Annotated in this window: 22 protein-coding genes; 3 read left to right on the top strand and 19 right to left on the bottom strand. The window is 57.4% G+C overall.

The window, feature by feature from the left end; genetic code table 11:
• Nucleotides 1-88 precede the first annotated feature (88 nt).
• The 8 genes from QWJ10_RS16000 to QWJ10_RS15965 form a co-directional block, all read right to left on the bottom strand.
• A complete protein-coding gene (locus tag QWJ10_RS16000) occupies nucleotides 89-1,276 on the bottom strand; it encodes an extracellular solute-binding protein (RefSeq protein WP_289927945.1) in 1,188 nt (395 codons plus the stop codon).
• The gene (locus QWJ10_RS15995) at nucleotides 1,273-2,262 is read right to left on the bottom strand and encodes a GTP-binding protein (protein ID WP_289927944.1); all 990 of its coding nucleotides are present in this window, start codon (nucleotides 2,260-2,262) and stop codon (nucleotides 1,273-1,275) included. The genes QWJ10_RS16000 and QWJ10_RS15995 overlap by 4 nt, the downstream gene beginning before the upstream one ends.
• Complete coding sequence (locus tag QWJ10_RS15990) at nucleotides 2,259-2,558, bottom strand: hypothetical protein (RefSeq protein ID WP_219652736.1); 300 nt, start codon at nucleotides 2,556-2,558, stop codon at nucleotides 2,259-2,261. The genes QWJ10_RS15995 and QWJ10_RS15990 overlap by 4 nt, the downstream gene beginning before the upstream one ends.
• Before the next feature lie 112 nt (nucleotides 2,559-2,670).
• The gene (locus tag QWJ10_RS15985; protein ID WP_289927943.1) at nucleotides 2,671-3,420 is read right to left on the bottom strand and encodes an SDR family NAD(P)-dependent oxidoreductase; all 750 of its coding nucleotides are present in this window, start codon (nucleotides 3,418-3,420) and stop codon (nucleotides 2,671-2,673) included.
• Nucleotides 3,421-3,466: 46 nt separating this feature from the next.
• Nucleotides 3,467-4,231, bottom strand: coding sequence for an SDR family NAD(P)-dependent oxidoreductase (locus tag QWJ10_RS15980; RefSeq protein ID WP_033352437.1), 765 nt, complete (start codon nucleotides 4,229-4,231; stop codon nucleotides 3,467-3,469).
• 21 nt (nucleotides 4,232-4,252) lie between these two features.
• On the bottom strand, nucleotides 4,253-5,608 hold the full coding sequence (locus QWJ10_RS15975) for an MFS transporter (protein WP_289927942.1): 1,356 nt from the start codon (nucleotides 5,606-5,608) through the stop codon (nucleotides 4,253-4,255).
• Between the two features lie 27 nt (nucleotides 5,609-5,635).
• Nucleotides 5,636-6,517, bottom strand: coding sequence for a polysaccharide deacetylase (locus QWJ10_RS15970; protein WP_289927941.1), 882 nt, complete (start codon nucleotides 6,515-6,517; stop codon nucleotides 5,636-5,638).
• A 72-nt stretch (nucleotides 6,518-6,589) separates the two neighbouring features.
• A complete protein-coding gene (locus QWJ10_RS15965) occupies nucleotides 6,590-7,915 on the bottom strand; it encodes an amidase (protein ID WP_289928202.1) in 1,326 nt (441 codons plus the stop codon).
• Nucleotides 7,916-8,246: 331 nt separating this feature from the next.
• On the opposite strand from QWJ10_RS15965, the gene QWJ10_RS15960 reads away from it, so the two are divergent.
• Nucleotides 8,247-9,251 carry a GntR family transcriptional regulator gene (locus tag QWJ10_RS15960; protein ID WP_197870561.1) on the top strand — a complete coding sequence of 335 codons (1,005 nt, stop codon included), beginning with the start codon at nucleotides 8,247-8,249 and terminating at the stop codon, nucleotides 9,249-9,251.
• Nucleotides 9,252-9,423: 172 nt separating this feature from the next.
• Here QWJ10_RS15960 and QWJ10_RS23185 read toward each other — a convergent pair whose 3' ends face one another.
• The 10 genes from QWJ10_RS23185 to QWJ10_RS15915 all read right to left on the bottom strand — a co-directional run bounded on the left by QWJ10_RS23185 (nucleotide 9,424) and on the right by QWJ10_RS15915 (nucleotide 20,173).
• Nucleotides 9,424-9,801: a PQQ-binding-like beta-propeller repeat protein gene (locus tag QWJ10_RS23185; protein WP_354669632.1), complete on the bottom strand. Its 378-nt coding sequence runs from the start codon at nucleotides 9,799-9,801 to the stop codon at nucleotides 9,424-9,426.
• A 77-nt stretch (nucleotides 9,802-9,878) separates the two neighbouring features.
• Nucleotides 9,879-10,034: a hypothetical protein gene (locus QWJ10_RS15955; protein ID WP_185749682.1), complete on the bottom strand. Its 156-nt coding sequence runs from the start codon at nucleotides 10,032-10,034 to the stop codon at nucleotides 9,879-9,881.
• A gap of 74 nt (nucleotides 10,035-10,108) precedes the next feature.
• Nucleotides 10,109-11,668 (bottom strand): altronate dehydratase family protein, encoded by a 1,560-nt coding sequence (locus tag QWJ10_RS15950; protein ID WP_289927940.1) that lies wholly within the window; start codon nucleotides 11,666-11,668, stop codon nucleotides 10,109-10,111.
• An 18-nt stretch (nucleotides 11,669-11,686) separates the two neighbouring features.
• A complete protein-coding gene (uxuA, locus tag QWJ10_RS15945) occupies nucleotides 11,687-12,865 on the bottom strand; it encodes a mannonate dehydratase (RefSeq protein ID WP_289927939.1) in 1,179 nt (392 codons plus the stop codon).
• Between the two features lie 11 nt (nucleotides 12,866-12,876).
• Nucleotides 12,877-14,334: a mannitol dehydrogenase family protein gene (locus QWJ10_RS15940; RefSeq protein ID WP_289927938.1), complete on the bottom strand. Its 1,458-nt coding sequence runs from the start codon at nucleotides 14,332-14,334 to the stop codon at nucleotides 12,877-12,879.
• A complete protein-coding gene (locus tag QWJ10_RS15935; protein ID WP_289927937.1) occupies nucleotides 14,327-15,430 on the bottom strand; it encodes an Ldh family oxidoreductase in 1,104 nt (367 codons plus the stop codon). The genes QWJ10_RS15940 and QWJ10_RS15935 overlap by 8 nt, the downstream gene beginning before the upstream one ends.
• A gap of 10 nt (nucleotides 15,431-15,440) precedes the next feature.
• Nucleotides 15,441-16,730, bottom strand: a complete 1,290-nt coding sequence (locus QWJ10_RS15930) for an MFS transporter (protein WP_289927936.1) — start codon at nucleotides 16,728-16,730, stop codon at nucleotides 15,441-15,443.
• Between the two features lie 84 nt (nucleotides 16,731-16,814).
• The gene (locus QWJ10_RS15925) at nucleotides 16,815-17,846 is read right to left on the bottom strand and encodes a Zn-dependent oxidoreductase (protein ID WP_122042566.1); all 1,032 of its coding nucleotides are present in this window, start codon (nucleotides 17,844-17,846) and stop codon (nucleotides 16,815-16,817) included.
• Nucleotides 17,847-17,971: 125 nt separating this feature from the next.
• The gene (manD, locus tag QWJ10_RS15920; RefSeq protein ID WP_125888369.1) at nucleotides 17,972-19,183 is read right to left on the bottom strand and encodes a D-mannonate dehydratase ManD; all 1,212 of its coding nucleotides are present in this window, start codon (nucleotides 19,181-19,183) and stop codon (nucleotides 17,972-17,974) included.
• Between the two features lie 3 nt (nucleotides 19,184-19,186).
• Nucleotides 19,187-20,173 carry a sugar kinase gene (locus tag QWJ10_RS15915; protein WP_125888367.1) on the bottom strand — a complete coding sequence of 329 codons (987 nt, stop codon included), beginning with the start codon at nucleotides 20,171-20,173 and terminating at the stop codon, nucleotides 19,187-19,189.
• Nucleotides 20,174-20,439: 266 nt separating this feature from the next.
• Between QWJ10_RS15915 and kdgR the strand changes: the two genes are divergently transcribed.
• Nucleotides 20,440-21,228: a DNA-binding transcriptional regulator KdgR gene (gene kdgR / locus QWJ10_RS15910; protein WP_289927930.1), complete on the top strand. Its 789-nt coding sequence runs from the start codon at nucleotides 20,440-20,442 to the stop codon at nucleotides 21,226-21,228.
• A 23-nt stretch (nucleotides 21,229-21,251) separates the two neighbouring features.
• On the opposite strand, the gene QWJ10_RS15905 is transcribed toward kdgR, so the two are convergent.
• Nucleotides 21,252-21,902 (bottom strand): DUF4198 domain-containing protein, encoded by a 651-nt coding sequence (locus tag QWJ10_RS15905; protein ID WP_289928200.1) that lies wholly within the window; start codon nucleotides 21,900-21,902, stop codon nucleotides 21,252-21,254.
• Nucleotides 21,903-22,216: 314 nt separating this feature from the next.
• Between QWJ10_RS15905 and QWJ10_RS15900 the strand changes: the two genes are divergently transcribed.
• A complete protein-coding gene (locus tag QWJ10_RS15900; RefSeq protein ID WP_289927928.1) occupies nucleotides 22,217-24,448 on the top strand; it encodes a TonB-dependent siderophore receptor in 2,232 nt (743 codons plus the stop codon).
• Nucleotides 24,449-24,464: the final 16 nt, after the last annotated feature.

Genomic DNA, 24,464 nt, shown 5'->3' with positions numbered 1-24,464 from the left:
TCAGAAAGTCATCGATACTGCGGTTCTGTCCTCCCAAGAGCGTGCCTGGTTGCCGATCAGTTAACGACGCGTGAATTAGGCAGCCTTATCAGGCTGCCTTGCGAGCGCGCAGAAAGTCATTCCAGCGACGCACCAGGTAATTGTGCTCATCCATCACGGAATTCCAGACGCTGATATGCCCCATGCGCTGCGCATAAGACCCACCTTCACGGCGCTCGCCGCTGTCGATCAGGGGAAGCCCATCACTACCCGGCAACTCTTCGCGCGCGGGCTTGCCGTCATACCAGTAATCCCATTCGGCTGCGCTCAGGTAATCACGGGCGCGGGGCGGATTGGAGATATAGAAACCTTGCCGTGCCATGACGGCGCCAGGCCAGCCGGACAGCCACCAGTTCAAATAGGCATAGGCAGCGTCCTTGACGCGTCCTTCAGCCCGACGTGACAACGACAGTCCGCCGAACCAGGCTCGATATCCTTCCTTCGGAACCGCGAGGCGGTACTGGATACCGGCCCGATGGAGCTGCATCAGGGTGGGTGACCATAGGCTCTGGATGGAAACAGCAGGGTCGAGCATCAGCCGGCCGGCTTCCTGATCGTCCGACCAGAACGCGGCGAAATGGCCATGATGCTGTTTTTTGATCAGAAGGTCTGCCAGCTGGTCGATTTCATCTAGCCGAAGATTGCCCAGATTCTCGAATCGTGCAAGACCAGCCGCCTGTAACGCCAGCGCTGCGTCGAGCGCGCCGATGGCGGCATCGCTCTGTAAGGCAATATGGCCGCACCAACCCTCATTGATCAGCCAGGACCAGCTCTCTTCGGTTGCAGCGAGCGTGTCGGGCAGCCGCTCCGGGCGGTAGGCAAAGCTGTCAGCATTATGGGTCAGTGGCAGCATACTAATCCGCTCGGTAGGCTGACTTCCCAGTTTGCCATCATGCTGAACGAACAGCCGCTCGCTAGGCAGGCTGCCAGCACCCAATTTATCACTGGTGTGGAGCCTTCCCCGCTTGGGCAAATCGTTGATTTCATCCCATAACGCAATCCGGCGAATGTCGATCGGCTGGATGGCCCCGGCAGGCCACACGAAATCCACGTTGTGAAACCATTGATCATAAAGGTCGTAGCGTTCCGGCTGCATGACTGCAATACGCTGCGCCTGCTGGACATTGTGGATCTCGTAGACTAGACGGATACCGAGTTCCTCTTCGGCACGCTGACGGATGGATTCGAGCAGCGTTACCGAGGTGCCCAGGACACGAAGCGTGACAGGCTCGCTCATGCCGCAGCCCTCAAACGCCCCAGAAAGGCAGCAAAGGAGCGCTTGAGAAGGCCGGTATCCAATCCTCTTACGATAAAGACCAGGCGCGAGCAACGCGCCCCTCCGGGCCAGGCCGGTAGATGTACAGGCGCATGCAGGCAGTGCTGTACGCCATGAATGACGATGGGCTCAGGGGAGTCGATCACGTCCAGAATACCTTTGACCCTGAGGATACGTTCACCATGGCATCTTAGCAGCATCGACAGCCAGACGCCGAAGGCAACCCAGTCCAGCGGTGTAGCAAATTCCAGACAGCAGACCTCCGCGTCACCGTGCCGGGCATTCGGTACCGGTGCAAAGAGCTGCCAGCGCTGCACCTCTGCCATAGCGTCATGACCCTGCACCCCCTCGCCCAGGAGCAGTTCATCCCCACTGCGAACCTCAGCGGTAATAGCCAAGGTGGCGGATGGATTCAATGCCTGGAGCTGCGCACGACAAGCCTCTACAGCAGGCGGCTCGATTAGGTCGATCTTGCTGATCAGCAGACGGTCCGCCGCAGTAACCTGCCCCAACCATTCGGGATGCAGACGCTGCTGCAGCTTGGCATGCTGCGCATCCACCACGGTAATGAGCAACCCTAGATGATAGCGGCCACGTAACTGCGGATCCTGGGTCAGGGTAGCCAGAATCGGTGCCGGATCGGCCAGCCCGGTGGTTTCCAGTAGTACACGTTTGAAGGGCGGTACCGCGCCCCGGCTACGCCTGTCATGCAGATCGATCAAGGCCTGCTTGAGGTCTTCCCTGACGGAGCAGCAAACACAGCCACTGGGAAGCAGCACCGTATCCGGTGCCACTTCCTCAACCAACAAATGGTCGATACCCACTTCGCCAAACTCGTTGATCAGCAGCGCCGTATCCCCCAGTTGTTCATCAGCGAGCAGGCGCTTGAGCAGCGTAGTCTTGCCGCTCCCCAGAAATCCGGTAATCACGTTGACCGGCACGCTCATGGATGCATCTCCAGATGTTCGAGCAGGCGCACATCAAGTGGGTCCAGTGGCCTGCCCAGAATCAACTCTGCCGAGCGCCACAACTGGTCCAGTCCGTGGGCAATTTCCTGCCGGCCGGTCGCCCCCTGTACCACATACGCCGAGCCCTGAAAATCCGTCACACTCAGACGAAACGGTGTAATCACATGGTTGATTGCCTTGATGCGCCGCAGCCGTTCACGACGCCGTGGCAACTCATCACCCAAGGGATCGCTCCAGTGCCTCTCTTCGCCCAACAGGCCACACAGCCCACACATGTCAGCTCCTCATGATCGTGTACCCAGCCACTTGGGTAGGTGGTTGCTCAACCTGCCCTGCGAGGAAACGGCATGGCAACGGTGGTTGAGCATAACAACACCCATCGCTTCGTTACGGCATGACATCCCCTGAGTTCGGTCCCAGCGTCTGTCCGACAAACAGGTTGCCACCCGGCTCGGAGGCCAGGAGCACGGCCACTGGTGCCACCTCTTCAGCCCTGCCGAATCGCCCCAGTGGCAGCTCCTTGGCTTTGGCAACCTTCCAGTCCTGACTAATGCCATTGACGAGCGGCGTCTCGATCGGCCCCGGCGCAATGGCATTGACCAGTACGTTGTCCTTGGAAACTTCCAGCGCTAGGGATTTCGTAAAGCCGATCACTCCGGCCTTAGCGGCCGCATAATGGGTCAACTCCGCTCCGCCCTTGATACCCAGCTGCGAGGCCACATTAATGATGCGCCCCCACCGCTGCGCCAGCATGTGCGGCAATGCACGCTGGCTGGCAATGAATACGCTGGTGAGATCTATTCTGAGCATGTCATCCCACATGGTCTGGGTCAGCTCAACGCAGGGCGCCTGCGTCAGCATCCCTGCATTGTTGACGAGAATATCGATCCCTCCAAAGGCTTGCAGGCAGACATCTATACCTACCTGAGCACCCTCTCGCGTCCCGACATCCGCCACACACTCGATCACGTCGGCACCTTGAGCACGGCACTGCTGCGCCGTCACAGCCAACCGTTCGGCATCACGATCACACACCACCAGACGAGCCCCTTCCCGGGCATACGCCTGGGCGATAGCAGCGCCAATACCGCTGGCAGCCCCAGTGATAACAGCGCGACGCGCCTGCAACTGTTTCATGACATTCTCCTTTTGGTTCGCGGTGCAGGCACCGTCGGCATTAATCTCATTCAGGCCAGCGTACCGTCAGGCCACCATCGACGATAATGCTCTGCCCGGTGATATAGCTCGCCTCGGTACTGGTCAAGAAACGTACCAGCCTGGCGACCTCGTCGGCACGCCCCACACGCCCGAGCGGAATGGCACGTGCGGCCTTTGCCAGTCCCTCCGGACCAAGGGAGTTCTTGGCATCCAGCGACTGAGGTGTCTCGATCAAGCCCGGGATTACCGCATTACAGCGGATGCCACGCGGTGCCAGTTCAACTGCCAGGGAACGACACAGCCCGGGTACACCCGCCTTGGCCGAGGCGTAATGAGCATGGTTCTGCCAACCATAGACACCCCCTGCAATCGACGAGATGGCAACCATTGCGCCCCCCTCGCCCATATGGCAAGCCGCCGCGCGGAACGTCCGCATGACGCCTGTCAGGTCCACGTTGAGCATTTCGTCCCAACGCTCGTCGGTCATCTCCAGCAATGGCGAAGCGCGTAACAGACCGGCGTTGGCGATCGCATAATCCAACCGGCCGAAGCGTCCCATGGCGGCCTCCGCCAGCGCATCGACCGACGCGCTCTCGGTTACGTCCAACGGCTGCATCAGGCATTCACCGCCAGCCTCTTCCACCAGGCGAAGTGTCACCTCGTGATCATGGGGATCACCCAGGAAATAGCCTCCTGCCACGCGTATGCCCTGCTGGGCATACGCGACAGCCAGGGCCTGACCAATACCGCTGGCGGCACCGGTAACCAGGGCAACGGGGTGAGAACTCATAGTCATGTCACACTCCACTTTTTATTTGAGACTGGAGGGTTCGACGTGGCGTGCGGCCCACATCACAACGCCGGAGAGAAAGCATGGCCAGGCACCAAACCAAAGCGCGGCGCTGTGCCATTGACCACCGGCGCCCAGAACGCTGGTGATGCCCAACCCTGCCAGAATGGCGCCGACCGGACCCATGGCATGCACAATGGCACCGCCGGTAGCCCGGATACTGGTAGGAAAGCTTTCACCCATGAAGAACAACATGGCCGAATAAGGCCCTGTCAGAAAAAACAGACCGAGGCTGTACAGCGCCACGACAGGCATCAACTCACTGGGTGCCTGTAGCATAGCCGCAAAGGCCAGTCCGCCGCACATCCAGCCCAGCGCCACGGTGTTGCGCCGACCAATACGGTCACCCAGCCAGCCATGGAACAGGTAGCCGATAAAACCGACCAGGTTGGACAGCACTAGAATCCACAGCGAATTTTCGAACGACAGATGATGAACGCTGACAATCACCGACGTCCCGAGCACACTGAAGACCTGAATGGCCGACCAGTTGAGCAGGATCGCCACGCTTAGCACGACGGTCGGGCGCAGCGCCGCACCACGAAATGCAGCCGCAACCCCTGCCTTGGCATGCTCGTCGTAATCGACGTCATACTCGTACGCCAGGCTGCGGGCCTCGCTTTCCTGACCCGCCTTGCGCAACTGAGCAATACGCAGATGTACTTGGAACTGTGGGCTCTCTTTGAGCTTGCGGGCCAATACTGCAATCACAAAGGCCGGTACGGCGGCAAATACGAAACAGCCTTGCCAGCCTATGGCTGGCAGCAACAAAGCAGTTAGTCCCGCCGCAATCAGGGCACCGACCGGCCAGCCGCTCTGCACTAGGCTGTACACAAAACCGCGACGCTTGATCAGCTTAGGATCATCAGACGCCGCATAGATTTCGGTCAGGTAGGTCGCGTTGACCCCTTCCTCTGCATACCCCAGACCTGCCACGGAACGTACACCAATCAAGGCCCCCTTACCCATGCCGGCACAGACCGCCGTCAACAGCGAGCACAGCGCCGCTCCTCCAATGGTAAACATGATGCCGCCACGCCGCCCGATGCGATCCACGATAGGGCCAATCGCAAAGGCTACTACTGCACCTCCAACGGCTACCCACGTTGCGATTTCGGCCTGCTCGGCCTCGCTCCATGAATAGTGGCCACCCATGACCGGCAACAAGGTACCGAACAGGATGAAGTCATAGACCGCAAACACCCAGGCAAAGAACGCAATCCAGGTTGCGTACTTCACATCACCTGAGGACAACGTTTGAGGTTTCCAGCCGGACGTCAGGTCCGTTTGAAGCGGTGTAGCAGCATGCGTAGTCATATCGGTTTCCTCGAGGGAAAAGAACGATCAGCGCTGGCGCGGCTGACGCTGCAGGAAGTCATCGGCAATCTCGTCCATGGTGACGAAACGCACCCCTTCATGGCCCTGCATGTGCTCGATGAAACGCTCCAGCATCAACAGAACCTGTGGGCGGCCTGAAACATCAGGGTGAATGGTGATCGGGAAGACGGCATAGTCATGTTCGCGGTAAACCCAGTCGAACTGGTCACGCCACATCTCTTCTAAATGGCGAGGATTGACGAAGCCATGGCTGTTGGGGGACTTCTTGATAAACATCATGGGCGGCAGGTCGTCCAGGTACCAGTTGGCCGGAATCTCGACCAGATCTGTTTCCTGCCCGCGAACCAGCGGCTTCATCCACGCCTCAGGCTGCTGGCTGTAATCAATCTTGGTCCAGCTGTCGCCTACCCGTACGTAATAGGGATGAAAGTCGTTGTGCATCAGGCTGTGGTCATACTTGATACCTTTCTTGAGTAGAAGCTCATTGGTGACACGGCTGAACTCCCACCAGGGCGCGACGTAGCCTGTCGGACGCTTGCCCGCCAACTGCGTGATCAGCTCGATGGATTTGTCGAGCACGGCCTCTTCCTGTTCGGGAGTCATCGCGATGGGATTTTCATGGCTGTAACCATGAATACCAATCTCATGGCCGGCTTCAGCGACGGCCTTCATCTGCTCGGGGAAAGTTTCAACCGAGTGACCCGGAATGAACCAGGTAGTACGCAGACCATACTTCTTGAACAGGTTGAGCAAACGGGGAGCACCAACTTCACCGGCGAACAGGCCACGGGAGATGTCATCCGGCGAATCTTCACCACCGTAGGAGCCCAGCCAACCGGCTACGGCGTCCACATCCACACCGATCGAAACGAAGATTTCCTTTTCCATGCCTAACCTCATTGCCCGGTATTATGAGGCGCTGGAGAGAGCCGGGCCCCTGCTCCAGCGCGTCAAAAAGCGTTAGCGCTGGAGCAAGACCGCTTCCACGCCCAAGGCGACCCGAAGCAGGTAGGTATCCTCCCCGCTGGGCACGGATAACAACAGGCCCGTCGGCAAGCCATCACCGTCGCATCCGCTACGCAGCGAAACTCCGGGCATGTCCAGCAGACTGCCGGGCATGGTCAGGCGAAGTGTGGCAAGATTGGTGGCGATGAACAGCGCATCGTCGCGCTCCAGCGGCTCGAGTAACGGAGCGACATGGGCGACGGTCGGTGTCACCAGGACGGCCCCGTCGAGCTCAAGGGTCATTTCGCGCTGTAACCGTTCCCGTGCCTGATAAAGCTTTATCTGCCGACTGGCCGGAAAGTGACGCGCCGCCTCGAGGCGGGTACGAACCCGCGGGTCCAGCTGGTCTGCTTCAGGGCTGCCCAGTAGCGCCTCGTGCAAAGTGAACGCTTCGGCAGAACCAAGCCAGCCCTCGGTTTCAACCATCTTCAAGGTCTGTTGGAGGGCCTGAACTGGACGGTAGTCAACCAAGGCGCCTGCATTGCAAAGCTGTTTAAGGGCCTGTTCGAGATTTTCTCGTACAGCAGGCTCTACACGGGAATCGGTCAACACATCAGGATCAACCCGCAAGCGCAGCCCCCTTACAGGGAGCGCCTCTGGGGCGCTGGACGTCGCTCCCTTGATCAGCGCATCAAGCACAAGTACATCACGAACGCTTCGGGTTATCGGTCCCAAGGCATCCAGAGTTCGAGCCAACGGGAGCACACCATCCATGGGGTACCGGGCCGTTGTACTGCGATAACCCACCACGCCATTCAACGCCGCCGGAATACGAATCGAGCCGGCAGTATCAGTGCCCATGGCAATTGGAACGATGCCCGCACCTACTGCGACCCCGGAGCCAGAGGAAGAGCCGCCCGGAATACGTCTTTCCTGAGCTGAGGCTGCATTAGCCGGTGTGCCGAAATGCGGATTGAGACCAAGACCTGAATAAGCTAACTCGCTGAGGTTGGTCTTGCCCACGCTTACCAGCCCTGCGCGAGCTAACTGCCGGACCAGATACGCATCGGTGGTTGCTACGGGCGAGCCTCTTCGAACGGCAGCGCCCGCTGTTGTCACGCTGCCCGACACGTCAAACAGGTCCTTCCAGGCGATTGGCACCCCATCCAATACAGATAACGGTTGGCCGGCCTTCCAGCGTGCCCATGACGCCTCTGCCTCACGACGTGCCCGCTCAGGATCCAAGAAAATAAAAACGTGCTCTGCCTGCCTAGCGCTCTCCAGCGTTTTCTCTAATACGGCAACCGGATCGGTAGCACCCATCCGATAGGCCGCCGCCAGCGTGAGGCCATCGTTTGCTAAAAGACCTGACCGAGTGACTGACACAATCCACCTCTAAAATGTACATATTTTAATTAGTACATTTATTGCAAGCACTGATTGTGCCAGATTCTTTTTGTAACTCTACGAACGCCTGAACCATGCGTCGCAGAGCTATTAAGTTGAGATTATTTAACGATGCACAAAAATGTATTTATTAAAAAAGATCCATTTTTGTGCATTTAAGTAACACACTGTCTCAAAAGGCCCCAACGTAGTGCATGGCAAGTCGAGCAGAAACACCTAAAACGACTGTGAGAGAATTCCACGATCATCGGATGGAAACCCGCGAATGACTGCTGAAGACTCCGCAAGCTATGAAGATGGGCGGGCCGCCGTTCCCCGTTACGGCATGATCCGGAATGCCCTTCGGGACGCGATACTTGGAGGCCGTGCCGAAGCTGGCCTCGTCCTGGTTGAAGCACCACTAGCCCAACTATTTGGTACGAGTCGGGTGCCGGTTCGTCAGGCCTTAACCATGCTCTATGAGGAAGGGTTACTCTCCCGTTTCGAAGGCCGCGGTTATCTGATCAACCCAAACAATCTTGAACTTGAACCCAAGCGCCTTGCCCTCAGCCGTCAGCTCCTGGGCCTTGAGCCTATCGATACCCGGCCACTCGGAGAGCGGGTATTCGATGACATTTCCGCCTGCGTATCCAAGGCCATGGTATTTGGTCATTACCGGCTCGATGAGCAGGACGCTGCGGATTATCTAGGAGTCAGCCGCAGCGTTGTTCGGGAAGCCCTGATGCGCCTGCGGGATCGTGGCCTGCTAGAAAAGGAGCCCTACTCACAGTGGCTGGCCGGTCCGCTGACAGCACAGGCCATTACCGAGGATTACGAGCTGCGGGCGCTACTGGAACCAGAAGCCTTGCGACAGAACGCTCCAACCCTTACCCGAGCGGAACTTATCGCAATGTTGGAACGTATTCTCAAGGCGCAAGCTCTTCAGGGGGGGCCTTCGCGTCAGGTAATTGAGATCATCGAGCACGATCTACACGGTCAATGCCTGAGTGGTATCCGCAACCGCAAAATGGCCACACTTATTCGGCACAGCCAGAGCCCGATGAACATAGGCCGGATTTTCCATGAAGCTGTTCAGACCGGTAGTAACGAAGCCATGCTAATCGAGCATCGATTGATCATCGAATCCCTGCTACATGGTGCTGTGGACTCAGCGGCCTTGAACCTGCGGGATCACTTGATTCGAGCGCGAGACAGAACGCTTCAACGTCTCAAGGTAATTTCCGTACTTCCAGACCCTGAGTTGCCAGGGTATCTGACTAGACTTAGTTAGCGTTTAATTTCAATGAGTTAACTTACTAAATTGATTCTATATCTAACTTTAAGTAAAAGACTCCTCGGTGCTGGACAGCTAAGTAAAGGTCAGCTCAACACTCATCATTTTGAAAAATTTAATTGCTATAAATCAAATAGTTAATTAGTTAATTTAATGTTATTTATTGACATTAAATTAACGTTAAAGCGTGCCTCATATTTTCATCTAAAAAAAGCCTCCTACGGTCAGACAGGATGCTTTGTACGGGGTCAATGCTGAACTGGCTACCGATCCCCAACACACACTTCCAGATCGTGGTCCCGGTATTGGCGTCGAGCACTACCATGTCACCAGACATCGAACCGGCATAAACCAGACCCGGCGACGACGCCATCGGCCCTAACCCGCTAGTATGTTTTGACGTCACCGGATTGGTACCGGTGGCAGGCACTTGCCAAAGAATCCGGCCAGTTTTTGCATCCAACGCGGACCACGTACCGCCCTTCCAGCTTTTCTTGAAATCAGGCGCCAACGTTTGATTCTGACTTGAGGAATTGTTGATCGACACATAGATTTGCGAATTGAGCGGATCTACCGATGAGCTTCACTCGATTCCGCCGATTGTGTATCTAGGGCCTACCTAGATTAACCAAAGGGTTCGCCGGTTCCTGCATCCAGCACCAGCCCCGAGTCGGCATAGTTATCCGGTATTAGTCGAAGCGCCCTAGACACAACAGCACGCTGCGCTCGCCGAATGGCATAGACCCGGCGGTTGAAGGGGTCACCGTCAGCATGCCTCACACGGCAGCGCTGGCAGGCTGTTAGTTGACCTGCCGGAGCCGCTATAGGGAGATCAAATCATGCACCAGAACAGATTATGTGATGGCGCCAATATGCCAGGGAACGAATTCATTCTGTCCATAACCGTGCTGCTCGCTCTTGCTGCGCTCGCCCGAGGCAATCCTGAGCATTTTTTCGAAAATCTCGGCCCCAGATGCTTCGATGGTCAGCGTACCGGTCGCGATTTCGCCACAATTGATGTCCATGTCCTCTTCCTGACGCTGCCAAAGGGCATTATTGGTCGAAAGCTTGATCGAGGGTGCCGGTGCGCATCCATAGGCTGAGCCCCGTCCGGTGGTAAAGGCAATGAGATTTGCGCCACCCGCCACCTGCCCGGTAGCGGAAACCGGGTCATAGCCGGGCGTGTCCATGAACACCAGCCCCTGAGCCCTTACCGGCTCGGCATATTCATAGACAGCCATCAGGTTACTTGATCCGGCTTTCGCTACCGCGCCAAGCGATTTTTCCAGAATGGTCGTAAGACCACCCGCCTTGTTGCCTGCAGACGGGTTGTTGTTCATCTCCGCTCCCGTGCGTCGGCAATACTCTTCCCACCAATGAATGCGCTCGATGAGCTTTTCGCCTACTTCGCGGCTGGCCGCCCGACGGGTCAGCAGATGCTCGGCACCATATATTTCCGGAGTTTCGGACAGGATAGCCGTACCACCGCAGGCCACCAATCGATCCACCGCATTACCCAGGGCCGGATTGGCGGTAATACCGGAGTAGCCATCCGAGCCGCCGCATTGCAGGCCTACTATCAAATGACGGGCACTCACAGGCTGGCGCTCGATGCGATTGGCTTCGCTCAAGAGGTCCTTCACATACGCAATGCCTTTAGCTACGGTCTTGGCCGTACCTCCCGTATCCTGGATGGTAAACGTACGCAGTGTTGCGGTCGCTTCCAGCCCCTGAGCCGCCATCATGCCTTCGATCTGATTGGTTTCGCAGCCAAGTCCGATCACCATGACCGCCGCGAAATTGGGATGGACGGCATATCCGCCCAGGGTGCGGCGCAAGATGGCCAGAGGCTCGCCTGCTGAATCTACAGCGCAGCCGGAGCTATGCGTCAGCGCGACGACGCCATCCACATTGGGATAAGGCGCCAGGGCGGCCGGATTGATATCCCGCCGAAAATAGTCAGCCACTGCCCGAGCGACAGTAGCCGAGCAATTTACCGAGGTCAGGATACCGATATAGTTGCGCGTCGCTATACGACCATCCGGGCGGACGATACCTTGAAACATCGGCCCCTCGGTGGGAAAGGCCTGCACTTGGGCATCCTCTCCAAAAGCATAATCCCGGGCAAACTCGCCCATCGCCAGGTTATGAACATGGACGTGCTCGCCGGGCATGATGGGGGCCATGGCAAAGCCGATGATCTGACCATAGCGGCGCACCGGTTGCCCACTGTCGATCCGGCGCACCGAGAACTTGTGGCCTGCGGGAATAGCCTGAGTAAGGGTTACGCGCTCCTGCACGATGGCAAGCCCTGCCGGCAGCGGCTGTAGCGCCACGAGGACATCATCCTGCGGGTGAAGGCGAATCACGGCTTTGGCGGTATCGATCCCGCCTGTTTTTGTTATCAGTTCCATGGCGTTCTCACGGTAATGTCAATCTTGCAGTAATTGACGCACGGCCAACTCTACTCCACGCAACTCTGCCAATCCCTTGAGACGGCCGATCAGTGAATAGCCGGGGTTGGTGCGGCGATGCTGATCATCCAGCAGCTGATGACCATGATCGGGCCGCAGGGGAAGTCGGGGGCCATGCTCATGTTCGCGTCGACGCTCTTCCAGAACCAGCTCACGGATCACACCGACAATGTCTGCGTCTCCGGCCAGGTGATGCGCTTCGTGAAAGCTGCGCGGATCAGCCTCGCGCTTCACCGAGCGCAGGTGAGTGAAATAGATGCGAGGCGCAAACTGCCGAGCCATGGCAACGAGGTCGTTATCTGCACGCACCCCATAGGATCCGGTGCAAAAGGTCAACCCGTTGGCCGGACTGGGTGCCGCATCAAGAAGCCATTGGGCGTCCTGTGCGGTAGACACGATACGAGGCAAGCCCAGAAGAGGCCGTGGCGGATCGTCGGGGTGAATGGCCATGCGTACGCCCACCTCCTCGGCCACCGGCACAATGGCCTTGAGAAAGTAGCTCAGGTTTTCCCGGAGCTGTTCCGCATCAATATCCGCATAGGTCGCAAGCAGTCCTCTGAAATCATCCAGGCTATAGTGCTCTTCAGCGCCTGGCAGACCGGCAATCAAGGTAGCAACGAGCGTATCGCGCCGGGTGTCGTCCAGGTTGTCAAAATAGGTACGGGCCCGCTGGATATCGTCCTCGGTGTAGTCCGCCTCGGCGCCTTCACGCTTGAGGATAAAGAGATCAAACGCGGCAAATGCATCCTGATCAAAGCGTAGTGCCCATCCGCCGTCCTCCAGCGGCCATGCGAGGTCCGTACGGGTCCAGTCGAGGATGGGCATGAAGTTATAGCAGACAATATCGATACCGCACGCCGCGAGATTGCGAAGGCTCTGTTGGTAGTTGCCAATGTAGTCATCGCGGCGGCCACAGCCTCGCTTGATATCCTCGTGAACGGGAATACTTTCCACCACCGACCAGGTCAGTCCAGCTGCCTCGATCATCGCCTTTCGTTCACTGATCGCCTCTACTGTCCAGACTTCCCCGTTGGGAACCTGATGCAAGGCCGTGACGATGCCTGTCGCACCGGTCTGCCGAATGTCGCTCAAGCTGATGGGGTCATTAGGGCCGAACCAGCGCCAGGTATGCTCCATGACTTCGCTCCTCAGTGATTATTATTGTTCGTCGTTTCTGCGAGCGCCGCGGCAATACCTTGGGTGCTCAGCACACGGTAGGCTTGATGCACGGGCTGCCGGAACGCCTCCTGCTCGGTCAGACTCGCCGGAAAGACGTCTGAAAGCCCTAGAAAGGCCTCGACCAGTGCCTCTCCCTGCCGGTGCGCATGCAACTCAGCAAAGGTGTCACGCAGCGGATCATTTACCTCATGCGCCCCTCGGCTGCTATGCCCGGAGCAGTACTCAATCCAGGCCGCTACGCCAAACGCAATGCAGCTGATTCCGCCTCCCTGAGCAAGCCGTGCTTCCGTTCCGGAGAGCCAGCGCTGGGGCAGCTTTTGCGAGCCGTCCATAGCGATCTGATGCAAACGGTGCTGGAGGCTGTCGTTGCGAAAGCGTGCTATCAGATCATCAGCATAGGCGTTGAGGTTGATTCCTGCCGGCATTTCCAGTGTCGGCATGGCCTCGTCTTTCATGTAATGCCGGACAAGTCTGACCAGCGCAGGATCGTTCATGGCGTCATACACCGTGGTATGACCCGCCAGTGCACCTACGTAGGCCAGAAGTGAGTGGCTGCCATTGAGCAGGCGTAGTTTCATGGTTTCGAATGGGCGTACATCCGCCACCATCTGCACCCCCTCCTGCTCCCAGTCGGGCCGCCCCTGAGGAAACTGATCCTCTATCACCCACTGGCTGAAGGCTTCGCCAATAACGGCTGCCGGGTCCTCACAGCCAAGCTGACGCAATGTTTCGAACGAGGCGTCAGTCATGGCAGGAACAATGCGGTCTACCATACTGCTGGGAAACGCGACCGCCTGACTGATCCAGGCGGCCAGTCGTTCATCCTGAGCAGCCGCCAATTGCGTTACCGCCTGCCGTGTTCGCTGACCGTTATCCGGCATGTTGTCACAGCATAATACTGTAAAGGGGGCTACCCCTCGGGCATGACGACGGCGCAAGGCCTCTACCAGCAGACCTGGGGCCGTACGCGGCGCATGGGGCGTGCAAATATCATGGGCGATATTGGGGTCATCTACGCGTAGCTGTCCGGTAGCAGGACTCAGGCAGTAACCCTTTTCCGTTACGGTCAGTGTCACAATGCGTGTCGCCGGGTCGGCCATTCGTTCGAGCAAGGCTTCTTTATCTTCACCGTCTTCGCCGGCATAAAGTACCTCCTGCAGCGCCGCGATTTCCCGCAAGGCAACGTGCTCACTGTCGCGGTATTCGGCCACGTGATAGCGGCAGTCTTGCGCACGAAGCTGATCGACAAGTACCCGGTTGGAGCGAATGTTGGCGCTACATATACCCCATTCTCCGCCACCATGCCGTGCCAGAGTGCGCTCCAGGTAGACCGCCTGATGCGCACGATGAAACGCACCAAGGCCCAAGTGCACAATGCCAATGATCGGCTTTGGATACGTGGAGGGATATCGCTCGACTTCACGCATGGGAAGGCTCCTTGATTCCTGGCAGAGTAACGCCACAGGCTTCCCCCAGCGCTTGAAGGGATTCGATCACCCCTGTCTCAACCGGCACACCCTCACGCGATGCCGCTTCCTGGGCCTGGATTTCCTTGAGTCCCGCATACCAGACCTGATCGTGCCCTGCGGCAGGCTCCGAGGTGCGCAGGTCTGACAGAAGCTGATCCATGGCTTGGCGAAACTCATCCGCGGGACGGAACAGGTCGATTCGAAAAGCAGCAAAAAAGTGCCCTACTCGCCCCGTACTCCCAGGCGTATCGTGCAGGTGCCTGCCAAACCCATGCCCCGCCAGTGCGCCACAAAGGATGTCAACCATTACGGCAAGACCATAGCCCTTGTGGCCACCAAACTCGGTGCCCGCACCGCCTAATGGGTGCAACCCGCCGCCTGCATAGATGTTCATGCTTTCCAGGAGACTGGGGGCATCATGGGCATCGCCTCCATCCGGTGCCGCAGCCCATCCAGTGGGCAACGGTGTGTTCTGCCGGCCATAGACTTCCAGCTTGCCGCGCGTCACGGCTGTGGTCGACATGTCCAGCACAAAGGCCTTTTCCCTGTCGGCCGGTGCGGCAAAAGCGATCGGGTTGGTGCCAAACATGCATTGTCGACCATGCGTGGGAACGCCAAGTGCCGCCGTGTTGGTCATGGCGATGCCAATCAGGTCATGGGGCAGCGCCTGCATGGCGTACCAGGCGGCAATACCAAAGTGGTTCGAGTCGCGTACGGTCGCGAAACCCGCGCCGTGCTCGCAGGCTTTGGCAATCACGGCATCCATGGCCTGCTGGCTGACCGTGGTGCCCATACCGCCCTGGGCGTCCAACACCAGCGAGAGCGGCGTTTCATGAACCACCTTCGGCTTGGCATCTGTCAGGATACTGCCCGCCTTGAGCCCTCGCACATAGCGCGGCAGACGTGCTACGCCATGGGAAGGAATGCCCCGGGCGTCAGAGTTCACCAGCACCCGGGCAGCGAGTTCGGCGTCCGGTGCGGCGAGACCATGGGCTCTAAAGACCTGCTGGCAGAATCCTTCAAGCGCCCCTTGTTCTACACGTGTGTACTGCATCTGCAACTCCTTACGAGGAACGGCCCAGTACTGACGGCGCAGCGACCGGTGGCGCCATCTCCGCCTGCACAGGGGCAATAGGCTTGACAAAACGGGCCACACACAGCGCACCCACAACCGTCAAAAGACCTGCCAGGAGGAAGGCACTGGTAAATGCCCCGGTAAACTGGACGATAAAACCGGTCACGGTTGGTCCGACGATGCCGGAGGTGTTGGCCAGGAAGTGCATGAAGCCGCTTACTCCACCGACCCGTGCCGCCGGTACGGTATCCTGGATGATGGCCCAGTAAATAGCGCCGGTCAGATACAGGAAGAATACAGACAGCGCCACCAGCGCTACCGCGCTATACATGGTGGAAACAAGCCCGGCGCAACCGATGCAGACCGCACAGCACAACAGGCACCCCACCAGCACCACCTTGCGCGAGAACATCACCCGGCCGGTTTTCTTGAGCACGAAGTCGGACACGAAGCCACCCAGCGCCAGTCCCAGGCACCCCAGAATCCAGGGAATGACGGTCGCGATACTCATGTCCTTCACGTTCATGCCGTGGGCCATGGTCAGGTAGCTTGGGAACCAGGTCAGGAAGAAGTACAGCGTGTAGTTGTAGGTGAAGAAGGCAAACGCCGTAAACAGCACGGTAGGCTGCTTGAGGTAGTACCGGAGTGGCTGAGTCGGCACATTGGCAATCTCGGTGAGCCGTTCACCTTCTTCGATTTCACGTGCTGCCGCGCCGTCCGGCTTGGCCTTGATGAACTTGAACCACACCGCCGCCCAAACGAGGCCAATGATCATGATGACGATGAAGGACTCCTTCCAGCCGTAGGTGACGGCAATGATGCCTACCACCGGCCCGGAAATGGCGCCACCCAACGGCGTACCGGCCATGGAAACACCCAAGACGCGTGCTCGCTTATCGGGCGCATACCACGTGTTCACCATCTTGCTGGTTGTCACGCTCAGCGGCCCTTCCCCCATGCCAAACAGCACACGGATCAGGAACAATGAGGCAAAGCCCAGGGCCAGCACCGTCAAGCCACTGAACAGTGACCACAGCACCATAGCCACCAGCAGCGTGGTTTTGGCACCATAACGATCCGCTGCCCAGCCGCCAACAAAGTTGAAGGCTGCATACCCTACGAAAAAGCTGCTGAAGATCAGCCCCATCTCGCCGGCATTGAGCCCAAAGTCCTTCTGAATGAACGGAGCCGCCACAGACAATGCCGAGCGATCCAGATAATTGATGACACCCGCCAGAAACAGCATGACGAGTACCAGGCTACGACCTTGACCAAACATGAAAACCTCCCGCTTCTTGTATTTATCGGTGAGGGCGCCCGGGTGGGCGCGTATCGATTGGAAAGACGGCTCAGGCCGTCCGAGTTAACCCGCCACGTGCATCAACTCCACTAACACCTTACGCGTCTGCTCAGGATGACTTTCGATCAGATCAATGGCCTCAGGCATATCGTCAAAGGCTACGCGATGGCTGATCAGGTCCTGCGCATTCAGCTTTCCGGTCGCCATCAGCTCAATCACCCGCGGAAACTTACGGTTGTTGAGCCGCGATCCTACTAGCGTCAATTCCTTCTTGATCATTTCCAGCTGTACCAGGTCGCTGGGCGCTGCATTGAAACCCAGAAGACCAATCCGCCCGGCGGGTGACGCCAGCCGCACCATTTGAGGCATCAACGCAGGAATACAGGCCGCGTCCACAATCAGCGGTACGCCCTCGCCTCCGGTCTGCTCTTTCATGACAGACTCCACATCCTGTGCCTGCCCGTTGATCGTGCGTGTCGCGCCCAACGCCCGGGCTGTTTGCAGGCGCGTATCAATCACATCGGTAACGGTGATATCGGTAAGCCCCAAGGCGCGCGCCATCTGCACGATAGTCAGTCCGATCACGCCGGCACCATAGACCAGTACAGAGTCGCCTGGCTGAGGTTGCATGCGATCCAGTACGTTCAGCGCGATGGAATACGGCTCCACCAGAGCGGCATGGCTGAGCGGCATCCCCTCTGGCAGTTTGTGAGCGTTTTCAGCCGGCACGCTGACGCGCTCGCTGAAACCACCGTCGCGGTGCACGCCAATCACTTGCAAATGGGTACAGACATTAGGCCGACCAACACGGCAGGGGTAGCAGGTACCACAACTGATAACCGGATCCACGCAGACACGATCACCGACGCTCAGCGTCTCGACACCCTCGCCGACCTCCTGAACGACGCCAGCAAACTCATGCCCGGTCACCCGGGGAAACCGAACGAACGCGTTCTGCCCATGGATGATATGCATGTCCGAACCGCAGATACCCGCATACGCCACGCCTACCACCACCTCACCTGGCGCAGCGACCGGCGTCTCGACCTGGGCCAGACTGAACTCATGGGGAGCACGTACCTGAAAGGCTTTCATTATTTGCCACTCCTCTGGATCGACCTAACGGCTGCACCGGCGTTACCCAGCAGCCTCCCTGCATACAATCGGTTCTGTTTGTTCATTGTGCGTACCCGTCTGTTGTTGTCATTGTCGAGCATGATTCACCAGTGCCAGAGCGTGCCGTCTACGAGGCGGTTTACCGGCAGACTGGCACGCTTGTAGGGATAGCGCGCCGCCAGATCTTCATTGATGTCTACGCCATGCCCTGGCGCTTCGCCCGGCGTGAAATGACCATCTTCGAATCGATACGCGTGGGGGAAGACTTCATCGATCCGCTCCTCATGGGGCATGTGCTCCTGGATGCCAAAGTTAGGTACCCAGGTATCGAAGTGCAGTGCCGCTCCCATGCATACCGGTGACAGGTCAGTTGCGCCGTGAAAACCGGTACGCACGTGATACAGCGCCGCCAGATCGGCGATGCGCCGGACATGGGTAATCCCGCCGGCATGTACAAGGGTGGCGCGGATATAGTCGATCAGCTGCTCCTGGATCAGCTCGCGGCAGTCATGAATCGAGTTGAAAACCTCACCCACCGCCAGCGGTGTGGTGGTGTGCTGGCGGATCAGGCGGAAACCTTCCTGATTCTCGGCAGGTGTACAATCTTCCAGCCAGAACAGATTGAATTCCTCTACCGACTTACCCAGACGCCCTGCTTCAATGGGTGTCAGGCGATGGTGCACGTCGTGGAGGATGTGCAGGTCGTCACCGAAGCGTTCACGAACCGCAGCAAACAGCTTGGGGACATACTTGAGGTACTTGGCAGTGTCCCAGACGTGTTCGGCCGGCAGGTCACTGTCTGCCGGCTCGTAGCGCTCACCTTCGCGCTTGGCTACACCATAGGTGGTGGGAATACCGGGAATGCCACATTGGACTCGGACGGCCTTATAGCCCAGCTCTACATGTCGGGCTACCTCATCCAGGCAGGACTCAATGTCCTTGCCGGTAGCGTGCCCGTATACCATCACCTGCTCACGACTCTTGCCGCCAAGCAATTGATACAACGGCATATTGGCGGCCTTGGCCTTGATGTCCCACAACGCTAGGTCAACCGCGGCAATCGCCGTCATGGTGACGGGCCCACGACGCCAGTAGGCACCGCGGTACAGGTATTGCCAGATGTCTTCGATTCGATGAGCATCCCGTCCGATCAAGGCAGGAATAACATGTTCTTCCAGATAGGCGACCACGGCCAGCTCACGGCCATTGAGGGTAGCATCGCCGATTCCGTAAAGACCTTCGTCAGTCACAATCTTGAGAGTGACCAGATTACGACCGGGACAGGTCACGATAACGCGGGCTTCTCTTATCTTCATTGTTCAAGCCTGGGCAGCTAGGGAATACGAAAGCGCGGGCATTGCCGGCATAGCGGGAGGCGGGATCAGGGCGCCTCGGTGCTGAATGACATTGACAGCTAACCGGTGACCCCACCGGGCAGCCTGTTCAGGATTACCGCCCTGCAGACGACAGGCTAAGTATGCTGCGCTGAAAGAGTCACCGGCGGCGGTGGTATCGACCACCTGCTGCGCCTTCTCGCCGGGAAACGTCAGAACCTGCCGTCCGGTATGGATCAGACACGGAGCCTCCCCCCGCTTGAGGACTATTTCAGTAACGCCTGATTCGACATATGCTCGGAACAAGACCTCAGGTGAAGAGAAGCCGAACAGCTCGACATCGTCTTCCCAAGTAATCAACGCCAGGTCGACCAATGCCAGCAATGCCTGGTAGCAGTGCTGCGCCGTAGCGCGATCCGGCCAGAGTCGGGGACGGTAATTATTATCGAACACGATCCGCGTGCCCTGCCTGCGCGCCTCGGCCAATGTCTCAAGAAGCCGTGCACGGCCTTCGGCAGTCAGGACGGCCAGGCTGATGCCACTCAGGTAGATCACGTCATAGTCGAGCAAGGCTGCTAGCGTCTGGGCTGATTCATGACCATCGAAGCAGCGTCGGGCGGCCGCCTCACCACGCCAGTAAAGAAACTGCCGCTCGCCGTGCTCATCGGTCTGGATGAAATAAAGACCAGGCAATGCATCAGGCAGGTGTCGCACATTTTGTGTACCCAGCCCTTCAGCCTGCCAGGTTTGACACATGGCCTCGCTGAACGGGTCTTGACCGATGGCGGTTATATAGTCCACCGAAATGGCCGTGGACTGGCATAGCCGAGCCAGGTAGACCGCGGCGTTGAGTGTATCCCCGCCAAATGCCTGAGTAATCGTGCCTACGCTGTCGCGTTGCAGCTCGATCATGCATTCACCAACCAGGGCAACCCGTATCGGGGATGGCAAAGATTTGAAGAGGGTCGTCATAGGGAGCCCCCCACCCGATTCGTCACATACGCGTCTGCCTGAACGGGCATTAGATACCGCTGTGGAATAGCCTGCATTATCTGGTGCCTTCTTATTTTTGTAGCGGGGTTCCACGTTTGCGGCCCCTACATCAGCATTATTGAAACGCGGTTTCAATTCCTGTATTGAACCGAGTGTAGCGATTCAACAAGACACGTCAAGAGAAATGAAACGCTGTTTCGAAATGGAATTCAGATACACTTAACAACGTTCGCAGAGGAGCCCGCATGGATAGTCCCACTACCAATAATGAATCTGTAACCGCGGTTAGCCGGACCATGGCTGTTCTGGAAGCGCTGGGTCAGTGCCCTGAAGAAAGTGGCGTTTCAGAAATTGCGCAAAAGCTGGACATGTCCAAGAGCACCGTCTACCGCTTTCTACAGACCCTTAAATCGCTGGGGTATGTCGTACAGGACAGCGAAGATCGTTATCGCCTCAGCGTGCGGCTGTTCGAACTGGGCAGTAAGGCATTGCCGCATATTGATCTAGTACGTGAAGCCGAGCCCGGCATGCGTACCATCAATGAGCTTACGAGCGAAACAGTGCATCTAGGCATTCTCGATGAAGACAATATCGTTTATGTCCACAAGATCGACTCGCGCTACAACCTGCGGATGTACTCGCGGATCGGCTTGCGTGCGCCGCTTTATTGCACAGGCATTGGCAAGGTACTGATGGCCTGGCGCGATGAGCAGGATATACGCAAGCGCTTGGCGAACGAGACCTTCCAGCCACGTACGGTCAATACCCTGTCGAGCCTGGAATCTTATCTTGAGGAGCTGGCATTTATCCGTAGTCAGGGATACGGTGAAGACAAGGAGGAATTCGAAGAGAACATGCGTTGCCTTGCTGCCCCCATACATGACCGCTTCGGTCATGTCGTTGCAGGCATGAGCGTGTCCTTTCCCTGCTTTCGCTTCAGGGAAGAGCTTAAAGAAGAATATGTTCAGGAGCTGTTGAAAACAGCCCAAGCCATTTCACGCCGCCTGGGCTATACGGGGAAAACGCCTGATTGAATGAAACACCGGTTCGGCAATAATCAGTCCACAACAAAGCTGGTTGTGGTGCCGTAGTACAGGGTATCCATTTTCTGGCCAGCCACTTCGTAGCCATTACCCGGTGTCTGATAGCCGCTTGCCAGAATGAAACGGCCTTTGCCCTTGACGGGTACATCGACAATACCCTGGCCGTCCGTCTTCAACTTCAATGCCTGTCTGTTCGGATCCAGCAGCGTGACTTCATGCGCAGCCACAGGCTGGCCCTTGAACAGCAAGGTAAAACGATTGCTGTTGGCCGTGACCGGTACAAGCTCGTAATCCAATACCGCCTTGCTCTCGGTGCGCCCTGCACGGGCCTGCATCAAGGCTGCCGTGTAGCGGCCCTGCTCATCTTTCCAGGGTTTCCAGACATCGCCGTTATAGGAGCGAACATCACCTCGCTCACTGACAGCGGCCTCAAGATGATCTTCACGCGCTACAACCTTTGCAGTTGCACTGCGATCACCGGTAAACACCTGGGTGGTAGGCGCCAACGCTGTGATGGTCTCACCGGTTTCCAGCATGCCTTCGTCCGGTTCTCCCAGATAAACACGCACGGGGCCATTTGCATCACGCTCGAGCCAGAGCTCGTGTGCGCTTGCGCCAAGCGCAACGGTACTAAGACCAAGACACAGCAAAGCGTTTTTTAGCATCACCACAGGATGTCCTTACTGAACGTTAACGGATAGGCAACACACGGCCCCGCTCAGCTGTAGCGCTGCCGCTTACAAGCCTTACAGGTATTGCTGACGGAACGCTTTTCTCAAGGATGTTCCACTTTGCAGCCTCATGTCATGGCCATCCTATTCCGGTACATCAATAGAGTCGTATCGTTAATTTGTAATGAGATGTTTTCTTTTTTGATACAAATTCACAAACGATATAGATTATCAATTGCAAAGATCACTATCCCTTCTTGCGCTGTTAGCTGTGGTTGTATTTAAGCGCTTATCTACAAAGGACTTGTATGTACCGCTCTGCTGCTTCATCTTGCGCTATCGTTGCCTGTGTGCCCCTGCTTGCCTCACCCGTAAATGCGGCTGAACAAGAGGCTGCCTTTGAACTGGACGCTACCGAAATCAGCGAGGAATTGCTGGATGAAAGTCCTACAGGGCCGGTGAGTGGATATGTCGCCAATCGCAGCCTTACGGCGACCAAGACCGATGCCTCATTAATCGAGACACCGCAGTCCATTTCGGTCATTACCCGTGATCAGATGCAGGCTCAGGATGCGCAGAGCCTCAATCAGATCCTGCGTTACACCGCGGCCGTCATTCCGGAAAGTCGTGGCGCTACCGCCTCGCGCCTGGACCAGTTGACCATTCGGGGGTTTTCACCAGGCAGTTACCTAGACGGGCTGCGCATGCCCGGCAGCCGGGATGCCCTTCCTCAGGAAGATGCCTTTGATCTGGAGCGTGTAGAGGTACTAAGAGGGCCTGCGTCGGTACTCTATGGACAATCCAGCCCGGCAGGCGTGATCAATATGGTCAGCAAGCGTCCCCTGGATACGCCCTACCATGAAATCGGTGTTCAGATAGGCACGTTTGACAAGAAGCGGACCACGCTGGATTTCAGCGGTCCTTTAGACGACGCAGGAGAGTTTTCCTACCGCCTGCTGGGTCTTTATGACGATGCGGATGGCCAGATCGAACACACCGAAGTACGTCGACAGTCCATTGCACCGTCATTCACCTGGCGCCCCTCGGAGAACACGACCCTCACGGTACTGGGCCATTTCCAGCAGGACCCCAAAGGGGGATCCTACGGCTCCATTCCCGCCTATGGCTCAGCGCTGCATAGTCCAACCGGCAGGCGCATCAAGGTCGACTTTTACGACGGTGACAAGGAGTTCGAAAAGTCTGATCGCGAGTACTACTCGCTCGGGTATCAGTTCGAACATCACTTCAACGACACCTGGACCATAAGGCAAAACGCCCGCTACCTGCGCAGCGAGGGCATTTACCGCAGCTTGTACAATGCATCCGTTCTGGCAGCTGACTACCGCACGATGAGCCGCAGCACCATTGCAACCGATGTAGACATTGACGCCTACGCCCTCGACAATCAACTCCAGGCCAAGTTTGGTACGGGCCCGTTACAGCACACCGTGTTACTGGGTGCTGACTATCAGAACACCAGCAGCGATACCAAGGCCGGTTATGGAAAAGGCAGTAGCCTGGATATCTTCGACCCTGTCTATACCGGTATCGATCGCTATCCTGCCTTCTCAACCGACGCGACTCAGCGCAGTGAGCAGAAAGGTCTCTACCTACAGGATCACCTGAGTTGGGACCGCTGGGTCCTGCTAATGGGAGGACGATACGACTGGGCCGATACCAGCAATAGCACTCTCACCCTCAGCACCGGCAGAAAAGCAAAAAGCTCGCAGTCCAGCGAAGCATTTACAGGACGTCTGGGGCTGGTCTACCTGTTCGATAATGGGTTCGCACCTTATGTAAGCTATGCGGAATCGTTCGAGCCACAGTCGGGCACGCTCTATGGCGGCTCGCTCTTTCAGCCATCGGAAGGCAAGCAGTACGAAATAGGAATCAAATACCAACCGCCTGGGAGCAACAGCTTTATCACCATCGCGGTGTTTGATCTACGCAAGACCAACGTACCGACACTCGATCCAGACCCTACCCATCTGTGTAACGGCAGTCGCTGCCAGGTACAGGATGGCGAAGTCCAGTCCCGTGGCCTGGAGATTGAAGGCAAAGCCAGCCTGACCAACAATCTGGACATCACTGCCGCCTACGCCTACCTCGACAACCGGATCACAAAATCCAACAACACCACCAACAGAGCCCCTGGGGTGACGGGTGTTGCAAACGGTCCCGAGGTACCCGTGGAAGGCACGACCACTTACGGCCTGCCTCGCCATACCGCTTCCGCCTGGGCCGATTACACTTTTCATGAGGGGCCGGTTAAAGGTCTTGGAGTAGGCGGCGGTGTACGCTACGTCAGCTCCTCTTGGGGCGATGCCGCCAACACGTTAAAAGTATCTGGCTATACGCTGTTTGATGCCGCCATCCACTATGACATCGGCCACATCAATAGCCCTACCGACAACTTGCGGCTGGCGCTGAATGTAACCAACTTGACGGACAAGGAATACATCACAACCTGCTACTCGTATTCGTGGTGCTGGTACGGTTCGCAGCGTACGGCGCAGTTAAGTGCTACGTACCAGTGGTAACCAACCCTCCGGGCCG

The sequence above is a fragment of the Pseudomonas sp. WAC2 genome, assembly GCF_030403525.1.
GTDB lineage: Bacteria > Pseudomonadota > Gammaproteobacteria > Pseudomonadales > Pseudomonadaceae > Chryseomonas > Chryseomonas luteola.
The sequence above is the reverse complement of the archived record's forward strand: the minus strand, read 5'-3'. Positions and strand labels throughout refer to the sequence as shown.